At 69.4% G+C, this 21041-nt stretch carries 22 protein-coding genes; 11 read left to right on the top strand and 11 right to left on the bottom strand.

The window, feature by feature from the left end; genetic code table 11:
• The 4 genes from RT051_RS09010 to RT051_RS08995 all read right to left on the bottom strand — a co-directional run.
• A partial coding sequence (locus tag RT051_RS09010; RefSeq protein ID WP_313075315.1) for a uracil phosphoribosyltransferase occupies positions 1 to 142 on the bottom strand: 142 nt, incomplete at its 3' end.
• 39 nt (positions 143 to 181) lie between these two features.
• Complete coding sequence (locus RT051_RS09005; protein ID WP_313075307.1) at positions 182 to 1156, bottom strand: threo-3-hydroxy-L-aspartate ammonia-lyase; 975 nt, start codon at positions 1154 to 1156, stop codon at positions 182 to 184.
• A 24-nt stretch (positions 1157 to 1180) separates the two neighbouring features.
• On the bottom strand, positions 1181 to 2029 hold the full coding sequence (locus RT051_RS09000) for an enoyl-CoA hydratase-related protein (RefSeq protein WP_313075304.1): 849 nt from the start codon (positions 2027 to 2029) through the stop codon (positions 1181 to 1183).
• Between the two features lie 117 nt (positions 2030 to 2146).
• Positions 2147 to 3658, bottom strand: a complete 1512-nt coding sequence (locus RT051_RS08995) for a helicase HerA-like domain-containing protein (protein WP_313075298.1) — start codon at positions 3656 to 3658, stop codon at positions 2147 to 2149.
• Between the two features lie 87 nt (positions 3659 to 3745).
• Here RT051_RS08995 and RT051_RS08990 point away from each other — a divergent pair, with 87 nt between their 5' ends.
• The 6 genes from RT051_RS08990 to RT051_RS08965 all read left to right on the top strand — a co-directional run bounded on the left by RT051_RS08990 (position 3746) and on the right by RT051_RS08965 (position 8757).
• Positions 3746 to 4465: a YebC/PmpR family DNA-binding transcriptional regulator gene (locus RT051_RS08990; protein ID WP_313075295.1), complete on the top strand. Its 720-nt coding sequence runs from the start codon at positions 3746 to 3748 to the stop codon at positions 4463 to 4465.
• A complete protein-coding gene (gene purD / locus RT051_RS08985) occupies positions 4462 to 5754 on the top strand; it encodes a phosphoribosylamine--glycine ligase (protein ID WP_313075292.1) in 1293 nt (430 codons plus the stop codon). Before RT051_RS08990 ends, purD begins: the two co-directional genes overlap by 4 nt.
• Positions 5754 to 6704 carry an oxygen-dependent coproporphyrinogen oxidase gene (hemF, locus tag RT051_RS08980; RefSeq protein WP_313075289.1) on the top strand — a complete coding sequence of 317 codons (951 nt, stop codon included), beginning with the start codon at positions 5754 to 5756 and terminating at the stop codon, positions 6702 to 6704. Before purD ends, hemF begins: the two co-directional genes overlap by 1 nt.
• A gap of 111 nt (positions 6705 to 6815) precedes the next feature.
• A complete protein-coding gene (gene rsfS, locus RT051_RS08975; RefSeq protein ID WP_313075287.1) occupies positions 6816 to 7613 on the top strand; it encodes a ribosome silencing factor in 798 nt (265 codons plus the stop codon).
• A 17-nt stretch (positions 7614 to 7630) separates the two neighbouring features.
• The gene (gene rlmH / locus RT051_RS08970; protein ID WP_313075284.1) at positions 7631 to 8098 is read left to right on the top strand and encodes a 23S rRNA (pseudouridine(1915)-N(3))-methyltransferase RlmH; all 468 of its coding nucleotides are present in this window, start codon (positions 7631 to 7633) and stop codon (positions 8096 to 8098) included.
• Positions 8099 to 8118: 20 nt separating this feature from the next.
• A complete protein-coding gene (locus RT051_RS08965) occupies positions 8119 to 8757 on the top strand; it encodes a Maf family protein (RefSeq protein WP_313075312.1) in 639 nt (212 codons plus the stop codon).
• Here the strand turns inward: RT051_RS08965 and RT051_RS08960 are convergent.
• Complete coding sequence (locus tag RT051_RS08960) at positions 8729 to 9994, bottom strand: cytochrome D1 domain-containing protein (protein WP_313075282.1); 1266 nt, start codon at positions 9992 to 9994, stop codon at positions 8729 to 8731. The two genes, RT051_RS08965 and RT051_RS08960, sit on opposite strands and share 29 nt — an antisense overlap.
• A 90-nt stretch (positions 9995 to 10084) precedes the next feature.
• Between RT051_RS08960 and rng the strand changes: the two genes are divergently transcribed.
• A complete protein-coding gene (gene rng, locus RT051_RS08955; RefSeq protein ID WP_313075279.1) occupies positions 10085 to 11572 on the top strand; it encodes a ribonuclease G in 1488 nt (495 codons plus the stop codon).
• 78 nt (positions 11573 to 11650) lie between these two features.
• On the opposite strand, the gene RT051_RS08950 is transcribed toward rng, so the two are convergent.
• The 5 genes from RT051_RS08950 to lptF are packed head-to-tail and all read right to left on the bottom strand — an operon-like array spanning position 11651 to position 16391.
• Positions 11651 to 12802 (bottom strand): pyridoxal phosphate-dependent aminotransferase, encoded by a 1152-nt coding sequence (locus tag RT051_RS08950; protein WP_313075276.1) that lies wholly within the window; start codon positions 12800 to 12802, stop codon positions 11651 to 11653.
• A gap of 34 nt (positions 12803 to 12836) precedes the next feature.
• Complete coding sequence (locus RT051_RS08945) at positions 12837 to 13778, bottom strand: CysB family HTH-type transcriptional regulator (RefSeq protein WP_313075272.1); 942 nt, start codon at positions 13776 to 13778, stop codon at positions 12837 to 12839.
• Positions 13779 to 13813: 35 nt separating this feature from the next.
• Entirely contained in the window at positions 13814 to 14203 is a 390-nt protein-coding gene (locus RT051_RS08940) for a CbiX/SirB N-terminal domain-containing protein (RefSeq protein WP_313075269.1), read from the bottom strand.
• On the bottom strand, positions 14200 to 15300 hold the full coding sequence (gene lptG, locus RT051_RS08935; protein ID WP_313075266.1) for an LPS export ABC transporter permease LptG: 1101 nt from the start codon (positions 15298 to 15300) through the stop codon (positions 14200 to 14202). Before lptG ends, RT051_RS08940 begins: the two co-directional genes overlap by 4 nt.
• Positions 15297 to 16391, bottom strand: coding sequence for an LPS export ABC transporter permease LptF (lptF, locus tag RT051_RS08930; RefSeq protein WP_313075264.1), 1095 nt, complete (start codon positions 16389 to 16391; stop codon positions 15297 to 15299). The genes lptG and lptF overlap by 4 nt, the downstream gene beginning before the upstream one ends.
• 23 nt (positions 16392 to 16414) lie before the next feature.
• Between lptF and RT051_RS08925 the strand changes: the two genes are divergently transcribed.
• The 4 genes from RT051_RS08925 (at position 16415) to RT051_RS08910 (ending at position 20100) form a co-directional block, all read left to right on the top strand.
• Complete coding sequence (locus RT051_RS08925; RefSeq protein ID WP_313075260.1) at positions 16415 to 17968, top strand: leucyl aminopeptidase; 1554 nt, start codon at positions 16415 to 16417, stop codon at positions 17966 to 17968.
• A 59-nt stretch (positions 17969 to 18027) separates the two neighbouring features.
• On the top strand, positions 18028 to 18465 hold the full coding sequence (locus RT051_RS08920; protein WP_313075256.1) for a DNA polymerase III subunit chi: 438 nt from the start codon (positions 18028 to 18030) through the stop codon (positions 18463 to 18465).
• A complete protein-coding gene (locus tag RT051_RS08915) occupies positions 18462 to 18800 on the top strand; it encodes a hypothetical protein (RefSeq protein WP_313075253.1) in 339 nt (112 codons plus the stop codon). Before RT051_RS08920 ends, RT051_RS08915 begins: the two co-directional genes overlap by 4 nt.
• 172 nt (positions 18801 to 18972) lie before the next feature.
• Entirely contained in the window at positions 18973 to 20100 is a 1128-nt protein-coding gene (locus tag RT051_RS08910) for a branched-chain amino acid ABC transporter substrate-binding protein (protein WP_313075249.1), read from the top strand.
• Positions 20101 to 20205: 105 nt separating this feature from the next.
• Here the strand turns inward: RT051_RS08910 and fnr are convergent, their stop codons facing one another.
• On the bottom strand, positions 20206 to 20934 hold the full coding sequence (gene fnr, locus RT051_RS08905; protein ID WP_313075247.1) for a fumarate/nitrate reduction transcriptional regulator Fnr: 729 nt from the start codon (positions 20932 to 20934) through the stop codon (positions 20206 to 20208).
• Positions 20935 to 21041: the final 107 nt, after the last annotated feature.

Raw genomic sequence — 21041 nt, 5'->3', positions numbered from 1 at the left:
TGTCGCGCGTCACCTCGTAGGCCATCAGCGTGGACAGCTCGCCCAGCAGGCGGCGAAAGCTGTTGGTGCTGGCATCCTTCCTGCGCATCAGCGTGAGCTTGTGTTGCACCAGGGGATGGTCGATGACGTGGACGTTGCTCATGGGTCGGGGGGCGATGGTTGCGGTGGAAAAATCGGGCGGCTAGTCTGCCAGAAAGCGCGCGTAGCGCGGCAAATCCACGTTGCCGCCGCTGATGAGTATGCCCACGTGCTTGCCGCGGATGTCCACACCGCCGTGCTGGGCACCGGCGAAGGCCAGCGCACCGCTGGGCTCGACCACGATCTTCATGCGCTCGGCCAGAAAGCGCAGCGCGTGCAGCAGCTGCAGATCGCTGGCGGTGACGATGCCCTCGGCGTGGCGGCGGATGAGCTCGAAGGTGAGCGGGCCCAGGGCGTTGGCCTGCACGCCGTCGGCGATGGTGCGCGGCTGATCGATGCGCACGATGGCACCCGCGCGCAGTGACTGCTGGGCGTCGTTGGCGGCCTCGGGCTCGACGCCGTGCACCTCGCAGGCCGAGCCCAGCGCCTGCGCCGCCAGCAGGCTGCCCGCCAGCAACGCGCCGCCGCCCACGGGCACGAACAGGTGGTCCAGCCGCGGCACGTCCTGCAGCAGCTCCAGCGCCGCCGTGCCCTGGCCGGCAATGACGTGCGGGTGCTCGGCCGGCGGCACCAGCGCCATGCCCCGGCTGCGGGCCAGCTGGCGGCTGATGGCCTCGCGGTCCTCGGTGTGGCGGTTGTAGGTGACCACCTGGGCGCCGTACTGACGCGTGGCGGCCATCTTGGAGGCGGCCGCGTCCTCGGGCATGACCACCAGCGTGGGCGCGTCGTGCAGCCGCCCGGCCAGTGCGATGGCTTGGGCATGGTTACCGGCCGAGAACGCCAGCACCCCGCGCTCGCGCTGCTCGGCGCTCAGCAGCGACAGCGCGTTGTAGGCCCCGCGGAACTTGAACGAGCCCGTGCGCTGCAGGCTTTCGCACTTGAAATAGACCTGCGCGCCCAGCAGCCGGTCGGCCATGCCCGAGCGCAGCACCGGCGTGCGGTGCACGGCGCCCTGCAGGCGCTGGGCGGCGGAGAGGACGTCCTGCGGGGTCGGGACAGGCAGGTCAGCGGTGTGCATGGCAGGCTCCTGGGAAAAGGCCGATCAGGGGCTCGGGATCTCGGCAAATGGCGTCAGCACCGCCAGCGGCGGGAATTCGGCGCTGCGGCGCTGCTGCTGGGCGCTGACGGCCTCGTGCACGTGGCGGTTGCTCCAGATGGCGCCCTGCAGCCAGCCCATCTGGCGCAGGCTGTCCTCGATGCCGTGGTCGCGCGCGTAGTTGAGGGCCTGCTTGCTGCCCCACAGGGCCACGGGCGGCTTGGCGGCCATCTCGCGGGCGCTTTGCAGCGCGCCCTGGACCAGCGCCTCGGGCGTGTCGAACAGCTCGGTGACCAGGCCGCTGGCCAGGGCCCGCTCGGCCGACAGGCGCCGGCCGGTGTAGGCCAGCTCCTTGAGCAGGCCCATGGGCATGAGCCTGGGCAGGCGCTGCAGCGAGCCCACGTCGGCCACCATGCCGATGTTGATCTCCTGGATGCAGAAAAAAGCGTCGCGCGTGGCGTAGCGGATGCAGGCGGCCGAGACCATGTCCAGCGCGCCGCCGATGCAGCCGCCGTGGATGGCGGCGATGACCGGCATGCGCAGCTCCTCCATGCGGCTGAAGGTGGCCTGCATGCCGCCCAGCAGGTCGAAGATGGCGGCACGCCCCTCGGGGCTGCGGTCGTCCAGGGTGATGGCGCCGCCGAAGGCGTCCAGTGCCATGCCGGCGCTGAAATGCTTGCCGGTGCTGCTGAGGACCAGCGCCCGGGCATCGTTGCCCCGGTGCAGCTGCTGCAGGACATGGTCGAGCTCGCGCCAGAACACCGGGTTCATGGTGTTGAGCGCCTGCGGGCGGTTGAGCACCAGATGCGCGACGTGGTCGGTGATGTCGAGGCGAAAGCAGGTCAGGTCGGTCATGGGTCAGGTTGTCAGGTTCGAGGGACGAAAGAATGCGGGAACAGCCATCATGATTCGATATTCATAGCTGAAAGTCATTGACTGCATTGGGCTTCAGAGCTTTTTGATGCCAATTTTTCAGCGGCGCTTGCCACCCCCGCCCAGCAGCCCGCCGAGCACGCCGCGCAAGATCTCGCGGCCCAGGCCGGTGCCCACGGTGCGCATGGCGGACTTGGCCACGGTCTGCACCAGGCCGTCTTTCTTGCCGCCACGCGGGCCGGTGGTGCCAAACAGCAGGTCATTCAGACCGTCCTTGAGGCCGCCCGCCGGGGCCGCCGCCGGCGCTGCCCCGGCAGTTGCCGCGGCGCCGGCACTGCCTGCACGGGCGCGCAGGATCTCGTAGGCCGATTCCCGGTCGATGGCCGTGTCGTAGCGCCCGGCCACCAGCGAGCCGGCCAGCAGGGCTTGGCGCTGCTGCGCCGTGATGGGCCCGATCTGGCTGCCCGGCGGAATGACCCAGGCGCGCTCGGTCTCGCTGGGGCGGCCCTTGGGGTCCAGCAGGCTGACCAGGGCCTCGCCCACCGCCAGCTCGGTGATGGCGGCCTCGATATCGAGCCCGGCCTGGGGCCGCATGGTGCTGGCCGTGGCCTTGACCGCCTTCTGGTCGCGCGGGGTGAAGGCGCGCAGCGCGTGCTGCACCCGGTTGCCCAGTTGCGCCAGCACGCTGTCGGGGATGTCCAGCGGGTTCTGCGTCACGAAATACACGCCCACGCCCTTGGAGCGCACCAGGCGCACGACCAGCTCGATGCGCTCGACCAGCACCTTGGGCGCGTCGGCAAACAGCAGGTGCGCCTCGTCGAAGAAAAAGACCAGCTTGGGTTTTTCCGGATCGCCGATCTCGGGCAGGCGCTCGAACAGCTCGGACAGCAGCCACAGCAGGAAGGTGGCGTACAGGCGCGGCGCGTTCATCAGCCGGTCGGCGGCCAGGATGTTGACCACGCCCATGCCGCCATCGGTCTGCAGGAGGTCGTCGATGTCCAGCATGGGCTCGCCAAAGAACTGGTCGCCGCCCTGGCTGTGGATGGCCAGCAGCGCGCGCTGGATGGCGCCGATGCTGGCGCTGCTGACGTTGCCGTACTCGGTGGTGAACTGCTTCGCGTTCTCGCCCACGTACTGCACCATGGCGCGCAGGTCCTTGAGGTCCAGCAGCAGCAGGCCCTGGTCGTCGGCAATCTTGAACACCAGGTTCAAGACGCCCATTTGCGTCTCGTTGAGCGCCAGCATGCGCCCCAGCAACAGCGGCCCCATGTCGGAGATGGTGGCGCGCACCGGGTGGCCCTGCGCGCCGAACACATCCCACAGCGTCGTCGGGCAGGCGATTGGCTCAGGGGCGGGCACGCCGCGCTCGGCCAGCACGGTGGCCATTTTTTCGCCGATGCTGCCGCGCTGGCTGATGCCCGTGAGGTCGCCCTTGACGTCGGCCATGAACACCGGCACGCCGATGCGCGAGAACTGCTCGGCCAGGGCCTGCAGAGTCACGGTCTTGCCCGTGCCGGTGGCGCCGGTGATGAGGCCGTGGCGGTTGGCCAGGGCGGGCAGCAGGTGGCACTGGGCAGTGGCGTTCTGGGCAATGAGAAGGGCAGGGGCCATGGCAGGGCAGGGGCAATGAATGGCAAACGTAGAATCGCCCGCTAGGTTAACCGACAGCTATACAGTCAAAAGAGCGAGGACGCTGCAGTGGCAGGACACAGCAAATGGGCCAACATCCAGCACAGGAAGGGCCGGCAGGATGAAAAGCGCGGCAAGATCTGGACCCGCATCATTCGAGAAATCATGGTCGCCGCGCGCCAGGGCGGAGGCGACATGGCCGTCAACCCGCGCCTGCGCCTGGCGGTGGAGAAGGCGCGCGCGGCCAACATGCCGGCCGACAACATCAAGCGCAACATCGACAAGGCCACGGGCAACCTCGAAGGCGTGACCTACGAGGAGATCCGCTACGAGGGCTACGGCCTGGCTGGCGCGGCCATCATCGTGGACACCATGACCGACAACCGCGTGCGCACCGTGGCCGAGGTGCGCCACGCGTTCTCCAAGCATGGCGGCAACATGGGCACCGAGGGCTCGGTGGCCTTCCAGTTTAAGCACGTGGGCCAGCTCGTCTTTGCCCCCGGCACCGACGAGGACAAGGTCATGGAGGTGGCGCTGGAGGCCGGCGCCGAGGACGTCATCACCGACGATGAGGGCGCCATCGAGGTGCTCACGGCGCCGGGCGACTTCGAGGCCGTCAAGGATGCGCTGGCCGCGGCCGGGCTGCAGCCCGAACTGGCCGAAGTCACCATGCGCGCCGACAACACCATCGCCCTGTCCGAGGAAGACGGCGCGCGCATGCAGAAGCTGCTGGACGTGCTCGAAGACCTCGACGACGTGCAGGCCGTGTACCACAACGCCGAACTATGAAGATCCTCGTGATTGGCGGCGGCGGCCGGGAACACGCACTGGCCTGGAAGCTGGCCCAGTCCCCCAGGGCCACGCGCGTCTATGTGGCGCCGGGAAACGGCGGCACGGCCTCGGCGCAGAAGCTCGAGAACGTGCCCATCACTGATGTGGTGCAGCTGCGCGAATGGGCGCAGGAGCACAAGATCGGCCTGACCGTGGTCGGCCCCGAGGCGCCGCTGGCCGCCGGCGTGGTCGATGAGTTCCGCGCGCATGGCCTGCGCGTGTTCGGCCCCACCAGGGCCGCCGCGCAGCTGGAGAGCTCCAAGGCGTTTTCCAAGGCCTTCATGCAGCGCCACGGCATCCCGACGGCGGCCTACGAAACCTTCACCGACGCCCAGGCCGCCCACGCCTATGTGGACCGGCTGGGCGCGCCCATCGTCATCAAGGCCGATGGCCTGGCCGCCGGCAAGGGCGTGGTCGTGGCGACGACGCTGCAGGAGGCGCACGAGGCGGTGGACTTCATGCTGGTGGACAACAAGTACGGCGTGGCGCACAACGACGGCGGCGCGCGCGTGGTCATCGAGGAGTTTCTCGAAGGCGAGGAAGCCAGCTTCATCGTGCTGTCCGACGGCAAGAACGTCGTGGCCCTGGCCACCAGCCAGGACCACAAGCGCCTGGGCGACGGCGACACCGGCCCCAACACCGGCGGCATGGGTGCCTACTCGCCCGCGCCGGTGGTCACCGCCGACGTGCATGCGCGCGCCATGCGCGAGATCATCCTGCCCACCGTGCGCGGCATGGAAAAGGACGGCATCCCCTACACCGGCTTTCTGTATGCCGGCCTGATGATCGACGCGCAGGGCCAGCCCAAGACGCTCGAATTCAACTGCCGCATGGGCGACCCGGAAACCCAGCCCATCCTGATGCGCCTGAAGTCCGACCTGGTGGAGCTGCTGGGCGCCGCCGTGGATGGCCGGCTCGACCAGGTGGAGCTGCAGTGGGACCGGCGCACGGCGCTGGGCGTGGTCGTGGCCGCGCATGGCTACCCCGACAGCCCGCGCCAGGGCGACGCCATCACCGGCCTGCCGCCCGAGGCCGACGAGACGCAGGACGCCATGGTCTTTCATGCCGGCACGCAGCGCGACGCGGACGGCGTGCTGCGCTCCAGCGGTGGGCGCGTGCTGTGCGTCACCGCACTGGCCGACAACGTGCGCCAGGCCCAGCAGCGCGCCTATGACGTGCTGCGCCACCTTCACCTCGATGGCGCGCAGTACCGCCGCGACATCGGCCATCGGGCGGTGAAGAACTGATGGGCACGCTGTTGTCCAACAACCCGGCCGTAGCGGGCGCCCGCGCCTACTTCGAGCAGCTGCAGGCGCGCATCACCGAGGCCGTCGAGGCCCTGGAAGGGCCCGAGGGGCAGGGCGGCGCGCGCTTTCGCTCCGACGCCTGGCAGCGCCCGGCCGATTCGCCGCTGCAGGGCGACGGCACGACGCGCATCCTGGAGGGCGGCCGCGTGTTCGAGCGCGCCGGCTGCGGTTTCTCGCACGTCAGCGGGCCGCGGCTGCCGCCCTCGGCAACCGAACACCGGCCCGGCTTGGCCGGCGCGCCCTTTGAGGCCATGGGTGTGTCGCTGGTTTTCCATCCGCAGAACCCCCATGTGCCCACGGTGCACATGAACGTGCGCATGATCGCCGCCGCCCAGCCCGGCGAGGAGCCCGTGTGCTGGTTCGGCGGCGGCATGGACCTGACGCCCTTCTACGCCCATGAGGAAGACGCGCGGCACTTCCACCGCGCCTGCCGCGATGCGCTTGTGCCCTTCGGCGACGACCTGTACCCGCGCTTCAAGACCTGGTGCGACGAATACTTCTATCTCAAGCACCGCGACGAGCAGCGCGGCGTGGGCGGCATTTTCTTCGACGACTTCTCCGAGCTCGGCTTCGACCGCAGCCTGGCCATGACGCGCAGCGTGGGCGACGGCTTCCTGGGCGCCTACGTGCCCATCGTGCAGCGGCGCGTGGACCAGCCGTATGGCGAGCGCGAGCGCGAGTTCCAGCTCTACCGCCGCGGGCGCTACGTCGAGTTCAACCTGGTCTGGGACCGAGGCACGCACTTCGGCCTGCAGTCGGGTGGGCGCACCGAGTCCATCCTCCTGTCCATGCCGCCGCTGGCGGCCTGGAGCTACCAGCGCGAATGGCCGGCCGGCTCGCCCGAGGCCGAGCTGACCACGCGTTTCCTGCAGCGCCGCGACTGGCTCTGATACAGGCTCTCTTTTCCATAGCTACCCGCCCCGGCAGGACAAGGCCTACAGCCACATTTCGTCCTCGGGGCTATAGTGCCTTCCATCTTTCCCCCACACTCTGACCTCCCGATGACCACTTCCCCCCAATCGGAAACCGCCGCCAAGCGGGACGTCACCCGCCTGCAACGCGCCATCGTCGATGGCCTGGAGGACGTCAAGGCCCACGACATCCAGGTCTTCGACACCGAGCACCTGTCGCCGCTGTTCGAGCGCGTGGTGGTTGCCACCGGCACCTCCAACCGCCAGACCAAGGCGCTGGCCGCCAGCGTGCGTGACGCCGTGCGCGAGGCGGGCTTTGCCAAGCCCCGCACCGAGGGCGAGGACAACGGTGAATGGATCATCGTGGACTGCGGCCAGGTCGTGGTACACGTGATGCAGCCCGCCATCCGCCAGTACTACCGCCTGGAGGAGATCTGGGGCGAGAAGCCGGTGCGCTTGAAGCTGGGCGCCGCCCGCCCGCGCAAGGTCGTGGCGTCCGAGGACGCTTCGGCCACCGCGCCCGCCAAGACACCAGCCCGCAAGGCCCCGGCACGCCGGAAGACGGCGGACGCGGCGCCGGCCGCCGAGGACGCGGAAGGCAAGGCCCCGGCGAAGAAGGCCGCGGCCCGCAAGTCGCCCGCGAAGACCGCTGCAGCCGGCAAGACCGCCCGCTCCGCTGCCACGGGCGAGGCCGCCGCCCGGCCTGCGGCGAAGAAGACCACGGCCAAAAAGGCACCCGCTAAGACCGTCGTGGTGGACAAACCGGCCGCCAGGAAGACGGCCACCAAGACAGCCGCCAAGGCCCCTGCCAAGACAGCGGCGAAAACCGCCGTGAAGACGGCCGCCCGCAAGGCCCCCGCCAGGAAGACCGCGGCCAGCAAGGCCTGAGCCCCGGGCGCCGCGCGATGAAGCTGCTCATCGTTGCCGTGGGGCAGCGCGTGCCCGACTGGGCGCAGTCGGCCTATGAGGACTATGCCAAGCGCTTCCCGCCCGAGCTGAAAGTGGAGCTGCGCGCCGTCAAGACCGAGCCGCGCGGCTCCAAGACGCTGCAGACCCTGCAGGCCGCCGAGCGCGAGCGCATCGAGGCGGCCATTCCGCGTGGCGCGCGCATCGTGGCGCTGGATGAGCGCGGCACCAGCCTCACCACCCGCGCACTCGCTGAGCGCCTGAAGGGCTGGCAGTTCGAGGGCGACGACGTGGCCTTGGTCATCGGCGGCCCGGACGGGCTGTCCCCGGCCTTTCGCCAGGCGGCGCACGAGCGCGTGCGCCTGTCCGACCTGACGCTGCCGCACGCCATGGTGCGGGTGCTGCTGATCGAGCAGCTCTACCGCGCTTGGTCGGTCAACGCCGGGCACCCCTACCACCGCGAATGAACCCCATGGAGCCCGCGCTCGTGCCCGACTTCATCTATCTGGCCTCGCAAAGCCCGCGCCGCAGCCAGCTGCTGTCGCAGATCGGCGTGCGCCACCAACTGCTGCTGCCCAATGCCGCCGGCGACGCGCCCGAGGACGCCGAGGCCATCGAGGCCGTGCTGTCCGGCGAGCTGCCGGCCGACTATGTGCAGCGGGTCACCGCGCTCAAGCTCGACGCCGCCGTGGCGCGGCACGCCCGGCGGGCGCTGGCGCCCGCGCCCATCCTATGCTCGGACACGACGGTGGCGCTGCAGGGCCGCATCCTCGGCAAGCCGGCCGATGGGGCAGACGCCGCGCGCATGCTGGCGCTGTTGGCCGGGCGCGATCACGAGGTGCTGACCGCTGTCGCGCTCGCTGCGGCCGATGGGCGGCGACTGGCGGCCCTATCGGTCTCGCGCGTGCGCTTCGCGCCCATGGACGCTGGCCAGATCGCCGCCTATGTCGCCACCGGCGAGCCCCTGGGCAAGGCCGGTGCCTACGGCATCCAGGGTCATGCCGCGGCGCACATCGAACGCATCGAGGGCAGCTACTCCGGCATCATGGGCCTGCCCCTGTTCGAGACTGCCGTCCTGCTGCGCGCGGCGGGTTGCGTCACGGGGAATGCGGCGGCGCCGGCGTAGCGGCCTCGTCCCCGTTCGGGTCGCCGTCCCTGGCCTCGGGCGGCGAGGGCAGAACCTGGCGGGCGGTCTGCCCGGGTCGCTCCAGGTCATAGACCAGCAGAGCGTCCGGCCCGCGCGTGCCGATCAGCAGCCGGCGGCCGTCGGGCGAGAAGGCCTGCGCCACCGTAGCGCCGTCCGGCAGGCGCACCTCGGCCACGGGCTCCAGCGTGCATTTGTCGATCAGGCGCAGGCCAGCGCCCTCGGTGCCGATCCAGAACGACTTGCTGGCCTCATGACTGCCTGCGAAGGCTGCGGGCGCGGGGATGGCGATGGAACGTGCACGCTTCCAGGCCTTCAGGTCGAACACATCCACCACCGGCGCGCCGCCGTTGACGCTTGCGAGAAAGGGCCGGCCCTGGCAGGTGAACGCGGCGGCCGCATCCAGCCGGGGCCTGCCGCTGGCGGCCAGGCCGGCGACCGCCACCCGCGCATCCAGGTTCACCACCAGCACCACCGGCTGGTCGCCGCGCGGGGCACGCGCGCCGATCAGGTGGCGCTCGTCCGGGTCGAGGATGAAGCCGTGCAGCGGCTCGGCCAGCGGCGTGCGCCGCACGCCCAGAAAGCCGGAGCGGGCGATGGCCTCGCCCATGCGGTAGTCGTGCACCAGGCCGTCGTAGATGGGTGCGGCCTGCGGGTCCAGGGAGATTTCCCAGACTTCCGGCAGGTCGGCCAGCGCCACGATGAAGCTGCCGCGCCGCAGCGCGTGCCGCAGCCCGGCCACGCGCGAGGCAGCCTTGCCGTCGAGCGACGTGAGGGCAAAGGTTTTGACCCGCGCCAGGTCGGCATCGAACAGGGCCAGCGTGGGCGGCTCGTCGCCTGCGGCCAGCAGCCAGCGGCCGTCGCCGCCCAGGGCCAGGGCCCGCAGGTCGCGGGCGACTTGCACCTCGCCCACCACGCGGCCGCTGGGCAGGTCCAGCTGGGTGATCCAGCCCGTGCGCGAGCCGACATAGGCACGGCGCCCGTCCGGCGAGACCAGCGGGCGGTCCAGCACCTCGGGCCGGACGTCGATGGATGCGATGGGCACGAGCTGCACGCCGTCCAGCAGCGCACCGTGGCCGTCGGGCTGGAGCTTCACCACCACGCTGCTGCCCGCACCCGCTGCGGGCGGGGCGGGCTGGGCCTGCAGCGCCGCGCTGCAGGCGAGGCCGGCGAGGACAGGCAGAAGGAGGCGGCGCAGCAGGGTCGTCAGGCGGGGCATGGAAGGCAGGACGGGCAGGGGAGCTGCCATGGTAGCGGGCCCGGCCGGCAGACCACGACGGGGCCGGGTTTCAGGCATCATGAACGTCCCATGCATCAAGACATTCTCATCAACTGGTCCCCTCAGGAAACGCGCGTGGCCGTGGTCGAGCACGGCGCGGTGCAGGAGCTGCACGTGGAGCGTGCGCTGGAGCGCGGCCTGGTCGGCAACGTGTACCTGGGCAAGGTGTCCCGGGTGCTGCCGGGCATGCAGTCGGCCTTCATCGACATCGGCCTGGAGCGCGCGGCCTTCCTGCACGTGGCCGACGTCTGGCACCGGCAGGAGAGCGGCGAGGCGCCCATGTTCGCGCGCAAGGGCGAGCCGCCCGTGCCTATTGAGCGCCAGGTCTTCGAGGGCCAGCCGCTCATGGTGCAGGTCATCAAGGACCCTATCGGCAGCAAGGGCGCGCGGCTGTCCACGCAGATCAGCATTGCCGGGCGGCTGCTGGTCTTTCTGCCGCAGGACGACCACGTGGGCGTGTCGCAGAAGATCCCCGCGGCCGAGCGCGATGCGCTGCGCGCGCGGCTGCAGGCGCTGGTGGGCAGCAAGGACACGGGCGGGGGCGGCGGCTTCATCCTGCGCACCAACGGCGAGGACGCGAGTGACACCGAGCTGCAGGAGGACATCGCCTACCTGCGCAAGGCCTGGGCCAATATCCGCCAGGCGGCGCTCACCCGGCCGGCCGGCTCGCTCCTGCACCAGGACCTGAACCTGCTGCAGCGCGTGCTGCGCGACATCGCCGGCGAGCAGACGCAGTCCATCCGCATCGACTCGCGCGAGCAGTTTGAGCTGCTGGCCGAGTTCGGGCGCGAGTTCATGCCGGCGGCGGCGCCCAAGCTGCAGCTGTACAAGGGCGAGCGGCCCATCTTCGACCTGTACTCGATCGACGAGGAGGTGGCGCGCGCCCTGGGCCGGCGGGTGGACCTCAAGTCCGGCGGCTACCTGATCGTGGACCAGACCGAGGCCCTCACCACCATCGACGTGAACACCGGCGGCTACGTCGGCGCACGCAATTTCGACGACACCATCTTCAAGACCAACCTGGAGGCGGCCGGCGCGATCGCCCGCCAGCTGCGCCTGCGCAACCTGGGCGGCATCGTGATCGCCGACTTCATCGACATGGTGCGCGAGGACCACCGCGCCGCGGTGCTGGCCGAGTTCAAGAAGCACTTGGCGCGTGACCGGGTCAAGACTATGGTGGGGGGCTTCTCGCAGCTGGGCCTGCTGGAGATGACGCGCAAGAGGACGCGCGAGTCGCTCGCGCAGATGCTCTGCGAGCCTTGCCCGACCTGCCGCGGCGTGGGCGAGGTGAAGACGGCGCGCAGCGTCTGCTACGACATCCTGCGCGAGGTGCTCCGGGAGGCGCGCCAGTTCAACCCGCGCGAGTTCCGCGTGGTGGCGTCGCCCCAGGTGGTGGAGCTGTTCCTGGACGAGGAAAGCCAGCACCTGGCGGGCCTGTCGGATTTCATCGGCAAGCCGATCTCGCTGCAGGCAGAGGGCAGCCTGGGGCCGGAGCTGTACGACATCGTGCTGCTGTGAGGCACCCCGGCCGGGGCTCAATAATTAAAAAAGATAGCTGAAGGCCCGCGCCCGGCCTGGGTTTGGGGTGTATTTCATTCAAAGCTTCTGTAGCCGCTGCAGCGCCGTGTGCAGCGTCTCGTCGCGCTTGGCGAAGCAAAAGCGCACCATGCGCTGGTCGAAGCCGTCGCCATAGAAGGCCGACAGCGGGATGCCCGCCACGCCCACCTCGCGCACCAGCCATTCGCAAAACTCCATCTCGCCCAGGTCGCTCACGGCCGAATAATCCACACACTGAAAGTAGCTGCCCGTGCTGGGCAGCAGGCGCAGGCGCGAGCCGGCCAGGCCCTGGCGGAACAGGTCGCGCTTGGCCTGGTAGAAGGCGGGTAGGGCAAGGTAGGGCGCGGGGTCCTGCAGGTAGTCGGCCAAGCCGTGCTGCATGGGCGTGTTCACCGTGAAGACGTTGAACTGGTGCACCTTGCGAAACTCCGCCATCAGCGCCGCGGGCGCGGCCACCGTGCCCACCTTCCAGCCCGTGACGTGGAAGGTCTTGCCAAAGCTCGACACGATGAAGGCGCGCTCGGCCAAGCCGGCAAAGCGCGCCGCGCCCTGGTGCTCGGCGCCATCGAAGACCATGTGCTCATAGACCTCGTCGCTCACCAGCAGCACGTCGGTGGGCGCCAGCAGCGCCTCCAGGCGGCGCATGTCGGCCTCGCTCCAGACCGTGGCGCTGGGGTTGTGCGGGGTGTTGAGGATGAGCAGGCGCGTGCGCGGCGACAGGGCGGCGGCGATGCGGTCAAAGTCGGGCGCGAAGCTGCCGGGAGCCAGCGGCACGCGCACGGCGCGCGCGCCGGCCAGCTCGATGTTGGGCACGTAGCTGTCATAGCACGGGTCGAGCACGATGACCTCGTCGCCCGGGTGCACGCAGCACAGGATGGCTGTGAGGATGGCCTGCGTGGCGCCGGCGGTGATGGTGATTTCGCGCTCGGGGCAATACCGGCGGCCGTGCAACGCTTCCACTTTTGTAGCAACGGCGTGGCGCAGCGCGGGTATGCCCGGCATGGGCGGGTACTGGTTGTGGCCGGCGCGCATGGCGCGGGCGACGGCTTCGACCAGCGCCGGATCGCAGGCGAAGTCCGGAAAGCCCTGGCCCAGGTTGACGGCGCCGTGCTCGGCGGCCAGCGCCGACATGGTGGCGAAGATGGTGGTGCCCACGTCGGGCAGGCGGCTCGGGAATGGCGGGGTGGTCATGGCGGGACAGGGCGCGCGGCAGGCAGCGCGGGGTTCAAAGTTCGTAGTCGTTGACGTGGCCGGTCATGGCCCGGTCGATCAGGTCGCGGCCCAGGCGGTCGCTCAGCAGTTCGGCGAAACGATAGACGAAGTTGCGCAGGTAGGCACCGCGCTTGAATGCCACGCGCGCCACGCTCTGGCCGAACAGGTGGCCCACGGGGCGCACCACCAGGTCGGGGTTGGTGTCCTCGCGCATGGCCATCTCGGCCACGATGCCGATGCCCAGGCCCAGGCGCACATAGGTCTTGATGACGTCCGAGTCGATGGCCTCCAGCACGATGCGCGGCTGCAGGCGGCGCGTGGCAAAGGCCTGGTCGATCTTGCCGCGCCCGGTGAACGAGGGGTGGTAGGTGATGAGCGCCTCGTGCGCGATGTCGTCCAGGCCGATGCGCTCGCGCTGCGCCAGCGGGTGGCTGGCCGGCAGCACCAACACGTGCTGCCATTCGTAGCAGGGCAGGGTGACGAGTTCGGGGTAGTCGGCCAGCGACTCGGTGGCCATGCCGATCTCGGCCACCTCGTCGATGACCATGCGCGCGACTTCGTGCGGCGTCGCCTGGTGCAGGCTGATGTGCACTTTTGGGTAGATGTCGCGCAGCCGCGCCACCGGCATGGGCAGCACGTAGCGGGCCTGGGTGTGCGTGGTGGCGATCGACAGGGTGCCGCTGTCCTGCTGGCTGTACTGCTCGCCGATGCGCTTCAAGTTGCCGACCTCGCGCATGATCAGCTCGATGCTCTTGAGCACGTGCTGGCCCGGCTCGGTCACACGTTTGAGGCGCTTGCCATGGCGCGCGAAGATGTCCACGCCCAGCTCGTCCTCCAGCTCGATGATGGCCTTGGAGACGCCGGGCTGCGAGGTGTGCAGGGCCTTGGCCGCTTCCGTCAAATTGAGGTTGCGGCGCACTGCCTCTTGCACGAAGCGGAACTGGTGCAGGTTCATATCGTTTATAAGATAAAAAACCTGTTAATTATGCATTATTTATCTAACAAAGCCGCTTCGGCGGCAAGCTCGGCCAGCAGGGCGATGAGCCGTGCGTCCTCCCCCGCCACGGGCGCGAGGCGTAGCGACAGACCGGGGTTCGCATCGGCCAGTTCCTGCACCAGCCGCGGCAGGTCCTCGCGTACATGCCGGCCCGCGCCGAAGAACAGCGGCACGACGGTGATGCGCTCGAGGCCCGCGGCCTGCAGCTCCTGCACGGCGCTGGCCAGGTCGGGCGCGCACAGCTCCAGGTAGGCGCAGCGCACCGCCAGCTGTGGCGCGGCCTCGGCCAGCCGCGTCTGCACGGCCTGCACCGGTCGGCGCCACAGCGGGTCGCGCGAGCCGTGGGCCAGCAGCACCAGGCCGCGTGCTGGGGACTCGCTCATCGCCTCAGCACCAGCCACAGAAAGGCCGCCAGCGACAGCGCCATGTAGATCAGCCCTGGCGCTGCCGCGGTCAGCCAGGGCGACCACTGCTGCAGGTTGCCGGCAAAGCCGAACAGGTTGTTCAACAGGAAGAAGCTGATGCCCGCCATGACCCCGCCAAAGACATAGCCGGCGATGCCGCCCGAGCGGAAGTGCAGGTAGGCAAACGGCAGCGCCAGCACGACCATGACCAGGCAGCTCAAGGGATAGAACACCTTGCGCCAGAACTCGATCTCGTAGCGCTGGGCCGACTGGCCGTTGGCCTGCAGGTGGCGGATGAAGCGAAACAGGTCGATCGTCGCCATCTTGTCGGGCTTGAGCACGGCGGCCGCGACCATGCCGGAGGTGATGCGGGTGGGCCAGTCGAGCCGGTCGTCGGCCAGCCGTTCGAGCCGCACCGCGCCGCCCGCGGCGGGACGCTCGAACAGGCTGCGCTGCACCTGCTGAAGCTGCCAGGCCTGGCGGGCCTCGTCGAAGTCCCCCGACTCGGCCGACAGCGTGGCCGTGACGCGCCCCTGGACATCGAACTCGAACACGCGGATGCCGCGCATGCGCCCGTCGGTGCCCAGGGCGCGCACGTTGATGGCGCGCGAATGGCCGTCGGTGCGCTCCTTGAGCCAGGCGCCGGTCGCGCCGGTGCTGATCTGGCCGATCTCGCGGGCGTTGAACACCTGGGCAGCGCGCTCGGTGGCCGGGGTGACGTAGTCGCCCAGCACGAAGGTGAGGACGGTGCAGGCGGCGCCCAGCAGCAGCAGCGTGGCGAGCGTGCGCCACGGGCCCAGGCCGCTGGTGCGCAGGATGGTGAATTCGGAGCTTTGCGCCAGGCGCGCCATCACGAAGATGGTGCCGATCAGCACCGTGATGGGTAGCAGCTCGTACAGGTGGCGCGGCAGGTTGAGCGCGACGTAGATCACGGCGTGCATGACCTGGTAGCCGCCGCCCACCCAGCGCAGCTCATCGACCAGGTCGAAGAAGAAGAACAGCGCAAGGAACGCCAGGGTGACGAAGCCGACGCTCGTGGCGATCTCGCGGTAGATGAACCGGCGGATGGTCCTCATGCCCGCCCCCCGCGCTGCAACAGGCCGCGCAGCGACCACTGGTTGTGCCGCGCCGCCAGCAGCGCCAGCCCCAGCGCCAGCGTGCCGCCGTGCAGTGCCAGCAGAAAAGGCACGAGCGCCAGCTGTCCGGCGGCGATCCAGCTCTGCCCGACGTTCATGAGGTTGTAGTAGGCGATGAAGGCAAACAGCGCCAGTGCCATGCTGACGCTGCGCCCGGCACGCGGGTTGGCCACCGCCAGCGCCAGGCCGAGCACGACGAAGTTGAGCACGCCGAAGACCAGGCCCAGGCGCCAGCCCAGCTCGGCCTGCGCCGCCGGCAGCGGCTCGCGCAGGAGTTCGTGCGTGTCGCGCGCCTTGAGGGCCGCCTCTTCACGGCCGGCAGCGCCCGGAGTGCCGATGTGCACGCCGTATTCGGCGAATTCGCTCAGGCGCACGCCCGAGCGGTCCAGCAGCGCTTCGAGCCGCTGGCCGTTGCTGAGGATGGCCACGCGCTCGCCCTCGCGCACCTCTAGTCGGGCGCTGCGGGCCGAGGTGACGGTCTCGCGCTGCGGCTCGGTGGTGACGACGAAGACGTTGCTTGCCGCGCCCTCGCCCGGCGTGTCCTTGTCGATGAACAAGACGCGCGAGCCGCCCGCGGACTCCTGAAATTCGCCCGGGGCGATGCGGTCCACGTCGCTGCGCTGCTCGTACTGCTGGCGGATCTCCTGCACCTGCCGGTTGGCCCAGGGCCAGACCACCAGCGACAGCGCGGCCACGGCCAGGAGCACCGGCCAGGCAAAGCGCAGCAGCGGGCGCAGCAGGCTGACCAGGCCCTGGCCGGAGGAAAACCAGATCGCCATCTCGCTGTCGCGGTACATGCGCGAGAGCACGCTCACCACCGCGATGAACAGGCACAGGCTCAGTAGCGTGGACAGCTGCCCGAGCACGGTAAAGCCCATCACCAGCAGCACATCCGCCGGCCCCACGCTACCGCGCGACGCCAGCCCCAGCGTGCGTATCAGCATCATGGTCATGACCACGGTGACCAGCACCACCAGGGTCGCGCCGAAGGAGCGCGCCAACTCCTTGCGGATGGATGAATCGAATAACATTGTCTCGAAGGAAAACGCCGATTATGAACTTTGAACTCAAGTCCCTGACCCTGCCGGCAGCGGCCCGGCACAAGTGCGATCTGCTGGCCGTGCTGGTCCCCGAGGGCTTCGCACCCGCGCAGGACGCGGGCGCCGTGGGGGCACTGATCGCACGGGCACTCTCGCAGCAGGACCTGGAGACCAAGCCCGGCAAGATGCTGCAGCTGTATGCCCCCGAAGGCGTGGCCGCGCGTCGGCTGCTGATGCTCGGCTGCGGCGACGGCGGTGCGCAGGCGACGCGCAAGGCGGTGCTGGCATTGGCGGCGGCCCTGCGCCAGCCGGCGGTGCGCAAGGCCGCCGTGGTGCTGGCGGGCACGCCCGCCCCCGGGGCAGTGCAGGCGACGATTTGCGCCGCCGCCGAGGCGGTCTATGTGTATTCGGCCACCAAGAGCAAGAACGAGACCCATGTGCCCGACGCGCTGCTGCTGGGCATGGCCGACGCCGCGGCGGCGCGCAGCGAGTTCGCCACCGGCCAGGCGCTTGCGACCGGGATCGGGTTCGCCCGCGAGTGGGCCAACCGCCCGGCCAACCACGCCACGCCCAGCCTGCTGGCCGACGCCGCGCGCGAGCTGGCCAACCTGCCCGGCATCCAGTGCACGGTACGCGGCCCGGCGGAGGTGGCCAAGCTGGGCATGGGTGCCTTTCTCGCGGTGGCGCAGGGCTCGGAGCAGCCCCTGCGCTTCATCGAGCTGCGCTACGGTGGCGCGGCCAAGGCCGAGGCGCCCGTGGTGCTGGTTGGCAAGGGCATCACCTTCGACACGGGCGGCATCTCGCTCAAGCCCGCGCCCGAGATGGACGAGATGAAGTTCGACATGGGCGGCGCGGCCAGCGTGCTGGGGGTGTTTCGTGCCCTGGCCGAGCTGCAGCCCGCCATCAACGTCGTGGGCCTCATCCCGGCGTGTGAGAACATGCCCGACGGCCGGGCGCTCAAGCCCGGTGACGTGGTCACCAGCATGAGCGGGCAGACCATCGAGGTGCTCAACACCGACGCCGAGGGCCGCCTGGTGCTGTGCGACGCACTGACCTACGCGGCGCGCTTCAAGCCGCGCGCATTGATCGACATCGCCACGCTCACGGGCGCCTGCGTGATCGCCCTGGGTGGGCTGCGCAGCGGCCTGTTCTCCACGTCGGACGCCCTGGCCGCCGAGCTGCAGGGCGCCGGCGAGGCGGCGCTCGACCCGTGCTGGCGCATGCCACTCGACGACGAGTACGGCGAGGGGCTCAAGAGCAATTTCGCCGACGTGGCCAACGTTGCGGGCCGGCCCGCCGGCTCGGTGACGGCGGCCAAGTTCCTGCAGCGCTTCGTCGGCGACCTGCCGTGGGCGCACCTGGACATTGCCGGCACGGCCTGGAAGGGCGGCGCTGCCAAGGGCGCGACCGGCCGGCCCGTCGGGCTGCTCGTGGAGTACCTGATCGCCCAGGCCGGCCAGGCGCCTGCGGCGCAGCCCCATGCCGCGCCCAAGGCTGCCGCCAAGGCAGGGTCCAAGACCGCTCCCAAGTCCGCCCCCAAGGCCGCGCCCCGGGCGGCGAAAGGCTGAGGGGCTGCCATGCCCGTAGCGGGCCTGCCCACGCCGGCCCCCGGGCACCAGCCAGGCACATGACCGAGATCGCGTTCCACTTCAACGCACCGGATAGGTTCGGGCACATCTGCCGCGTGGTCCGCAAGGCGCTGCGCCAGGATGCCCGGATTGTCATCGCGGGAGACCGAAAGGCCTTGCTGCGCCTTGATCGCATGCTATGGTTTTTGGAGCCTTCCGACTTCGTCGCCCACTGTCTGGAAGACGCTGCCGCCGACGTCGTGGAAGCGTCGCCGGTGCTGCTCACCGAGACGCCACTCGCGTGCAGCCACCGGCAGGTGCTGATCAACGCGGGCGAGGGCGTGCCTGAGGGCTTTGCCGAGTTCGCCCGCGTGATCGAGGTGGTGCCGCAGGCCGACCCGCAGGAGCGTGCCCAGGCGCGCCAGCGCTGGCGCCAGTACCAGGCCGGCGGCTTTGCCATCGTGCGCCACGACCTGGTGGGCGGGGCGCGCGAATGACCCAGCCACCGCGCACGCCGCCGCGCTTCGTCCCCACCCTCACGGAGGTGGTGCATCTTCCGGCGGAGGACGGCGCGCCCGCGCCGGCCGCCCCCGCCACGGCGGCGCTGCAGCTGCCCGTGGCAGCCGACGGCCTGCAGGAGGACATGGTGCACCGCCTGATGCAGCGCGTGGACCTGGTCCTGGAGCACAGGCTCGCCGAGGCCATCGCCCTGGTCATCGAGGAGCAGACGCGCTCCATCGGCACGCGCCTGCGCGAGGAGGTCGAGACCGTGGTGCGCCAGTCCGTCTATGAAGCCGTGGCCGAGGAATTGACGAAAAACTGCCGCCCCTGAACCGGCGCTGGCCGGGCACTGAAACACGTTCCAAAGCGATGACAGGGTATATCCCGGTGTGGTATCGGCGTGATTTTCTCGTGTTCCCTAGTGTGGGCGGTTTTGAACTGCGATATGTTTCTGCGCGTTGTCACGCAACGCCACTTCCAGCAATGAAGGATCGGAGACATCTATGCAATTGAAGTTGAAACTGACCGTGGTGGCCGCCATTGCGGCCATCGCCGGCATGACCCACGCCCAAGAGGTGGTGAAAATCGGTCACGTGGCGCCCGTGTCCGGGGCCCAGGCGCACTACGGCAAGGACAACGAGAACGGCGCCCGCATGGCGATCGAGGAGCTCAACGCCCAGGGCGTGACCATCGGCGGCAAGAAGGTCAGGTTCGAGCTGCTGGCCGAGGATGACGCGGCCGACCCCAAGCAGGGCACGGCGGCGGCGCAGAAGCTGTGCGACGCCAAGGCCGCCGGCGTGGTGGGCCACCTCAATTCGGGCACCACGATTCCCGCGGCCAAGGTCTACAACGACTGCGGCATCCCGCACGTCACGGGCGCGGCCACCAACCCCAACCTGACCAAGCCCGGCTACAAGACCACGTTCCGCATCATCGCCAACGACAACGCCCTGGGCGCGGGGGTCGCGGCCTATGCCAGCGACACGCTCAAGCTCAAGACGGTGGCCGTGGTCGATGACCGCACGGCCTATGGCCAGGGTCTGGCCAACGTGTTCAAGCGGGTGGCGGCCGAGAAGGGCATGAAGGTGGTCGACGAGCAGTTCACCACCGACAAGGCCACCGACTTCATGGCCATCCTCACGGCCATCAAGGCCAAGAACCCGGACGCCATCTTCTTCGGCGGCATGGACCCGCAGGCCGGCCCCATGCTCCGGCAGATGGAGCAGCTCGGCATGGGCAACGTGAAGTATTTCGGTGGCGACGGCCTGTGCACGACCGAGATCGCCAAGCTGACCGCGGGCGCCAAGACCCTGTCGAACGTGGTGTGCGCCGAAGGCGGCGCGTCGCTGGCCAAGATGCCCGGCGGCATGGCCTGGAAGGCCAAGTACGACGCCAAGTACCCTGGCCAGTACCAGATCTACAGCCCCTACACCTACGACGCCACCATGCTGCTGGTCGACGCCATGAAGCGCGCCGGCTCGTGGGATCCGAAGGTTTACATCCCGGAGTTGCTCAAGTCCAGTTACAAGGGTGTGACGGCCAACATCGCCTTCGAGTCCAATGGCGAGATGAAGAACCCCGCGATCACGCTCTACCACTATCCCGACGGGAAGAAGACCCCCCTCAACTGAGCGGGAACGGCAGCCCCGGCGGCCAGCGCCGCCCGGGCTGCAAACGCAAAAAAAGGCAATGCGCAGGCATTGCCTTTTTGCGTTCCGGGCAGCGCCGGCCGAGGGTCAGTGGCAGGCCTGCTGGCTGTTGACGATGCGCTTGAGGGCGTTGGTGTCGATGATGCGCACGTGGCGCTGCTTGACTTCGACGATGCCTTCCTCGACGAATTTCGAGAAAGTGCGACTCACCGTTTCAAGCTTCAGGCCCAGGTAGCTGCCGATCTCCTCGCGCGTCATGCGCAGGACCAGCTCCGACTGCGAAAAACCACGCGCGTGCAGGCGCTGTACCAGGTTCAGCAGGAAAGCCGCCAGCCGCTCTTCGGCACGCATGCTGCCCAGCAGCAGCATGACGCCGTGCTCGCGCACGATTTCGCGGCTCATGATCTTGTGCACATGCGTCTGCAGGGCGTTGATCTCGCGCGAGAGCTCCTCGACCCGGTCGAAGGGCATGACGCAGACCTCCGCGTCCTCCAGCGCCACCGCGTCGCAGGTATGGTGGTCGTTGACGATGCCGTCCAGGCCGATGATCTCCCCGGCCATCTGGAATCCCGTCACCTGGTCGCGCCCGTCCTCGGTGGCCACGCAGGTCTTGAAGAAGCCCGTGCGGATGGCGTAGAGCGAGGTGAAAGGGTCGCCATTGCGAAACAGGTTGCCGCCGCGCTTGACCTTGCGCCGAACGGCGACGATCTCGTCCAGGCGCTTGAGCTGCTGCTCGTCCAGGCCCACCGGCATGCACAGCTCGCGCAGGTTGCAGTTGGAGCAAGCAACCTTGATGGCTTGAAGGTTGGGAGACATGGGTACCCTGGTCATGGCGCTAGCTTACATCCGAACGCTGCAAGGCCTGCGAAAGTCGCAGGCACGCGCACGTGCTTTGATCCAGGGCGAATTGTCATTTCGCAGAC

The organism is Melaminivora sp., assembly GCF_032059615.1.
GTDB lineage: Bacteria > Pseudomonadota > Gammaproteobacteria > Burkholderiales > Burkholderiaceae_C > Melaminivora.
Note: the sequence above shows the minus strand (reverse complement) of the source record. Positions and strands in the feature narration are given on the sequence as shown.